A 6,000-nucleotide genomic window follows, 5' to 3' on the forward strand; every position below is an offset into this window, starting at 1 on the left:
TGGCCCGTCCTGCCACCTTAAGCGCTTTGGTCATCTTATTTATGTTCTTACGATGGGAAGTAAGTTGTATAGATAAATTCAAAATGTGGCAGCGATCCATGAGAAAAATGTCCGGTAGTCCCTAATACAATTCGAATAAAGCAGAAGCCCAACTATGACAAAGACCCTCATCATTGCTGAGAAACCCTCGGTCGCAAACGATATTGCGAAGACCTTGGGTGGGTTCACGAAATATGAAGATTATTTTGAATCTGACGAATATGTTTTGTCATCCGCAGTCGGTCATTTGTTGGAAATCGCGGTTCCAGAAGAATACGACGTAAAACGTGGCAAGTGGACTTTTGCTCATTTGCCAATGATACCGCCTCATTTTGCGCTGAATCCAATCGCTAAAACCGAGTCTCGTCTGAAAGTCCTGAATAAACTTATCAAGCGCAAAGATGTGACTGCTCTCATTAACGCATGTGACGCGGGACGAGAAGGTGAACTGATTTTCCGTTTGATCGCGCAACATGCGAAAGCTAAACAGCCTGTCAGCCGTTTATGGCTGCAGTCAATGACCGCCGATGCTATTCGAAGCGGATTCAAAAAGTTGCGTTCCGATCAGGAAATGTTGCCTTTGGCCGATGCGGCCCGTTGTCGTTCGGAGGCAGACTGGTTAATTGGTATTAACGGCACCCGCGCAATGACCGCTTTTAATTCAAAAGAGGGCGGGTTTTATTTAACCACCGTTGGTCGAGTTCAGACTCCGACCTTATCGATCGTGGTTGAGCGCGAAGAAAAGATCAAGAATTTTGTGCCTCGTGACTTTTGGGAGGTGCGTGCTGAGTTTATTTGTGCCGCAGGAATTTATGAAGGTCGCTGGCTCGACCATCAGTTTAAGAAGGACGAAACCGACCCTGAACGTAAAGCAGAACGTTTATGGAGTAAAGCGGCAGCGGAATCGATCGTTGCGGCATGTCGTGGCAAGCAAGGAAACGTGACGGAAGAGTCAAAGCCTGCAACACAGATGGCACCGGCTTTGTTTGATTTAACTAGTCTGCAACGTGAAGCGAACTCGAAATTTGGTTTTTCGGCGAAGAATACATTGGGACTTGCACAAGCCTTGTACGAGAAGCATAAGGTGCTTACTTACCCACGTACGGATTCGCGTCATTTGCCAGAAGATTACCTGCCAACGGTAAAAGATACCTTGGGCAAACTGAGTGAAATTAATAATTTCCAACAGTTCGCGGCAAAGATCCTCAATAACAATTGGGTGAAACCTAATAAGCGTATTTTTGATAATACAAAAATTAGCGATCACTTTGCGATCATTCCTACGGGCCACATTCCCAAGAATTTGTCTGAGCCCGAGCAAAAGCTTTACGATTTGGTCACGCGCCGATTTATGGCGGTGTTTTTCCCTGCTGCTGAGTACCAAGTTACAACGCGAATTACGGAAGTGTCTGGTCATCAATTCAAAACCGAAGGTAAGGTGATGACCAATCCTGGATGGCTCGCGATCTACGGTAAAGAAGCTCAAGACGACACAGATCCAGAAAATAAAGGCAATTTAGTCGCGGTCGCCAAGGGTGAAAAAGTTAAAACTGAGAAAGTTGTTGCCAATGGATTGGTGACAAAACCACCTGCTCGTTATTCTGAGGCGACTTTGCTGTCGGCAATGGAAGGTGCTGGTAAATTAATCGATGATGAGGAATTGCGTGAAGCGATGGCTGGCAAAGGCCTGGGTACGCCGGCAACACGCGCTGCCATTATCGAGGGCCTACTTTATGAGAAGTACCTATTGCGCGAAGGACGTGAGCTAATCCCAACCGCGAAGGCTTTTCAATTAATGACTTTATTGCGTGGATTGGGCGTTGACGAGTTGACTTCGCCTGAACTCACCGGCGAATGGGAAAACAAGCTAGCGCAAATTGAGCGTGGAAAAATCACACGTGACGAGTTTATGCGCGAAATTGCGCAAATGACACAAGTTATTGTGAAACGCGCGAAAGAGTTTGATAACGATACTATTCCTGGCGATTACGCGACTTTGCACACACCATGTCCAAATTGTGGTGGTGTGATTAAGGAAAACTATCGTCGTTTTGCATGCACTAAGTGCGAATTCTCGATGAGTAAGACACCAGGCAGCCGTCAATTTGAAGTGGCTGAGGTTGAGGAGCTCTTAAGTAAACGTGAAATTGGGCCGTTACAGGGATTTCGCTCGAAGATGGGGCGCCCCTTTGCTGCCATTTTGAAGATTGTGCGTGACGAAGATATTCAAAATCTTAAGCTTGAGTTCGACTTTGGGCAGAATCAAGATGACGGCGAGCAGGGCGAAGACCATGATTTTTCGCAAGCCGAGGCGCTCGGTGCATGCCCGAAATGTGGTGCAAATGTGTATGAATTAGGTTTGGCCTACGTCTGTGAGAAGAGTGTTCAGAAGCCGAAAGCTTGTGATTTCAGAAGTGGACGTATTATTTTGCAGCAGGAAATTTTGCCTGAACAAATGCGCAAGTTGTTGGTCGAAGGTAAAACGGATTTATTGCCGGGCTTTATCTCACAACGCACTCGCAGGCCATTTAAGGCATTCCTCGTCAGAGGTAAGGACGGCAAAACGAGTTTTGAGTTTGAAGAACGCAAGGCTAAGCCTGCAGCAAAAACCAGCGCTAAGGCGAAAGCCAGTGCTGAGACTGAGGCAGTTGTTAAGAAGCCAGTTGCTCGAAAGAAAAAGACAGCATAGTTGATGTCGCTATGGGCGCTGGATTGATAAATGAATTTTATTAAGTGCGATAGCGAACAGAAAAATAGGTAAGAATTTTTCTATTCATTTAGAAAATCACTTACTTACATTGAGGAAGTATGGATCAAAATGCTTTGTTAACTACAGCGCGCACCGAATTTATGCGCGGTTTTGTCGAGTCGATGCAGCGGACTATTCCTCGCTGCATTGAAGATTGTTTCTTGAAAGCCGACGATACCTATTCTTCCTTAGAGCAGGGACGTTTGCTTGATGCTCGCGCGATCTTAGTCGATCAAAGTGCCAAAATCGTCGAGCACATGACGCAAACGATGGAGCAGTTGTTGGCTCGTAGTTTTAAGACAACGTATAGCACTTATCGTCCCTCAGCAAATTTCAATACTGATAGTTTGACCCTCATTGACCCCACTACCTTCGAAGGTGGCTTGCGTCTTGAGGAGATCACGAATCGCTTCCGCCGTGAAGCCGAGGAGCAGTTGCGTGATTTAAATATTCGTGTCGCACTCATCTTTGAACAGGAAGTTACCAACGAGCGCGAGAATCCATTTCGCCCTTATCTCTTCTCGAAGTGCATAGCATCAACGATCGAGGGAATGAATTTAAACCCGAACGTCGTCGACATTATGATTGAGCGACTGGCGGAGAATTTTGTCAGTTTTGTGCCGACGATTTATTCAACAGTCAATTCGTACCTTGCACGTAACGGTATCGCGGCACAGTTGCAACTTAAAATTCGAAAATCGCCCACACAGAGCGCGGCACAAGCTCAGCAGGGGCAAAGTGAGGAATCCTTTGCCGAAGAATCGGAAGTGCAAAATACGCAAGAAATGCAAAATACCGGCCATGGCATGCAGGCTGCGAATTCTGGACGCTCACGTCCTAGTCAAATCGAACAGTTTTTCAGCTCTGCGGTGAGTCGCGCTGCTAATTTGGTCGGGCGTGGCCGTGCCAATCATGGCGCAATAGAACAAGATCAAGGCAGCTCAGGTGAGGGTGCTCAATACGCCAACAGTCAAGACCAGGGGGCTTATTCGAACGATGCTCCCCAAGAACAAAATCGAACCTTTTCTTGGGTGAAGAAAGGCGAGGCTGTTGGTGACGCGTTGAAGAAATTCTTTGGAGCATCAGGCTCCAGTGGCGGCCAGAGTTTCGATGGCACAAGCAGTGGCGCTTCGAATATGGATTCAATGGAACAATCCTATGGACAGGGGGTGTCGTCGGCTTCGGGCGGTACAAACACTGGTTCAAGTACGGGTTATTCTGGTGCAGGAAATTATCAAGGCTCTCAGGGTGGTGGCGGTGGGAGTTATGGCGCGGGAAATGGTGCAGGAGGTCAGCCTGACCAAGCTCATGCAGGTGGTTTGGGTGGCGGTTATGGTATGGGCGGAGGTGCGGCGTCAGCGAGTGGTGGTGCATCGGCGAACAATTCCATGAATGGAAATGGCCGCGATGCTGGCGCGTCTGGAGGTGGTGGAAGTGGCGAAAGTGGCGCGTCTGGTGCCAGTCATGGCGGAAGCTTGCCGCAATCGATTCATCGATTCCAAAGGACATATACTCCATCTGGCCCCGATATGTTTGATGGGACTGGCGGACTCCGTAACCTGATCTTGGAGCAGAGAAGTGCTCTAAATGAACTTACATCGAATGTCGATGAGCAAATGACGATTGATATCGTCGCTATGCTATTCGAATTCATTTTGCGAGACACTCAAGTTCCAGCGGAGATCCGTGCCCAGTTGGGGCGTCTGCAGTTTTTGGTGCTGAAGGTAGCATTAAGGGACAATACATTACTGACGCAAAAGGGGCATCCAGCCCGTTTGTTGGTTAACCGAATTGGCTCAATCTCGCTTGGCTTGAAGCAAATCGATCCAAGTGGCGCCGAAATCACCAAAGAAATTTGCCGCATCGTTGAGACCTTGTTGCAGGATGAAAGTGAAAATCCGCAACTATTCTCACGCATGCTCGATGAATTCGATGCTTTCATTGCTAAAGAGCTGCGCGCCAGTGACAAGAAGACTGAGAATGCGATTGATGGCGCCGAGCGTGCGCGGAATCGCACTCTGCGATTCGCTCATATTTCCGCCCAATTGCATGAGGCTTTAATTGGTTTGACGATTGACCCGTTTTTGCAGAATTTTTTCGAAACTGTTTGGGTCTACGCTCTTGAGCTTGCGGATTGCGAAGATCCGAAACGAGCGCATCGTTATCGTTTGCTTGTTCCTGATTTGCTGTGGAGTATCGTACCGAAGTACCACGAAGAAGAGCGTATGCAGTTGTTGGCATTACTGCCGATTATCTTGAATACGATCAAAGAAGGCGTGCGAGGCATTAATTGGGACGTTGCCCAGCAGGAAAAATTGTTGAATTGGCTGGTTGATGCACATACCAAGGCAATGCGATCGAATAACTCGGGTACGATGCAGAAGTATCCTTCGTTGTCGGCGATTCATCATCATTTTGAATCTTTCTTTACTGACCCTGATCTTGAGAATTATGCTCCGCTGGAAGACGGTGATAGTGCCTCTGATGTTAAGAAGTTCCTAGCGGATGCTATTAAAGAACTGGATGTACAGGTACAGCTTCTAGATCAAGTGTACGTGCAAGAGCAACCGAACGAATCTGAGCAAGCGGTTGCTCCTAGCGAAGACCGTACGGTTGATTTGGTGATGGAGCAGTTGAAAACTGGCGTAACGGTAGAAATTAACTTGGGTGGCGAACCAAGTCAGGGGACGCTGAATTGGATCGATCCAGCGCTAACCAACTTGGTATTGACGCTCGATGGACAGGAACAGCCATCGATGGTGAGTGTGCGTATGTTCCGCCGAATGATCGCGCATGGTCGCGTTAAGTTTTTGGAAGCTGAGCCACTGTTTGAACGTGCAGTGCAATCCCTATTAAAGTCAGCGGATACGGCAGAGCCTGTAAAGCCATAATCCAATGCTTGAATCGAAAAGATCTGTGGCTAAAAAGCTGCAGATCTTTTTTTATTTTGAAGACGCAGTAATGTTGGCTACAAAGTGTAATGACATCAGTTAAGAAGAAATACGCAAAAGAGGGGGTTGACGAGAAGTTAGAAAGGCTGCATAATCTCGTTTCTCTGCTGCTGACGAACAAAACGATTCGCAGCGCAACTAGTAAAAAGCGAAAGCGGTGCTAGTGAAGCAGAAAAGAATTTAAGATCTTTAACAATTAACAGTCAATAAATGTGGGCACTTGATAATGAAGGCGACTAGCTACTTCGGTAGTTAGGAAAC

2 protein-coding genes are annotated in these 6,000 nt (G+C 47.3%); both read left to right on the forward strand.

Annotated elements, in window-relative coordinates; all coding sequences use genetic code 11:
- Positions 1 to 154 precede the first annotated feature (154 nt).
- Positions 155 to 2,728, forward strand: coding sequence for a DNA topoisomerase III (locus tag H8K36_RS18725; protein WP_186918051.1), 2,574 nt, complete (start codon positions 155 to 157; stop codon positions 2,726 to 2,728).
- A gap of 119 nt (positions 2,729 to 2,847) precedes the next feature.
- Positions 2,848 to 5,679, forward strand: a complete 2,832-nt coding sequence (locus tag H8K36_RS18730; RefSeq protein ID WP_186918052.1) for a DUF1631 family protein — start codon at positions 2,848 to 2,850, stop codon at positions 5,677 to 5,679.
- Positions 5,680 to 6,000: the final 321 nt, after the last annotated feature.

It is taken from the genome of Affinundibacterium nitidum, from assembly GCF_014284155.1.
Lineage (GTDB): Bacteria > Pseudomonadota > Gammaproteobacteria > Burkholderiales > Burkholderiaceae_D > Undibacterium > Undibacterium nitidum.

Excerpts from the sequence above, each read along its gene's own strand:
- H8K36_RS18725 (WP_186918051.1), top strand. The coding sequence starts at position 155 with ATGACAAAGACCCTCATCATTGCTGAGAAACCCTCGGTCGCAAACGAT.
- H8K36_RS18730 (WP_186918052.1), top strand. The coding sequence starts at position 2,848 with ATGGATCAAAATGCTTTGTTAACTACAGCGCGCACCGAATTTATGCGC.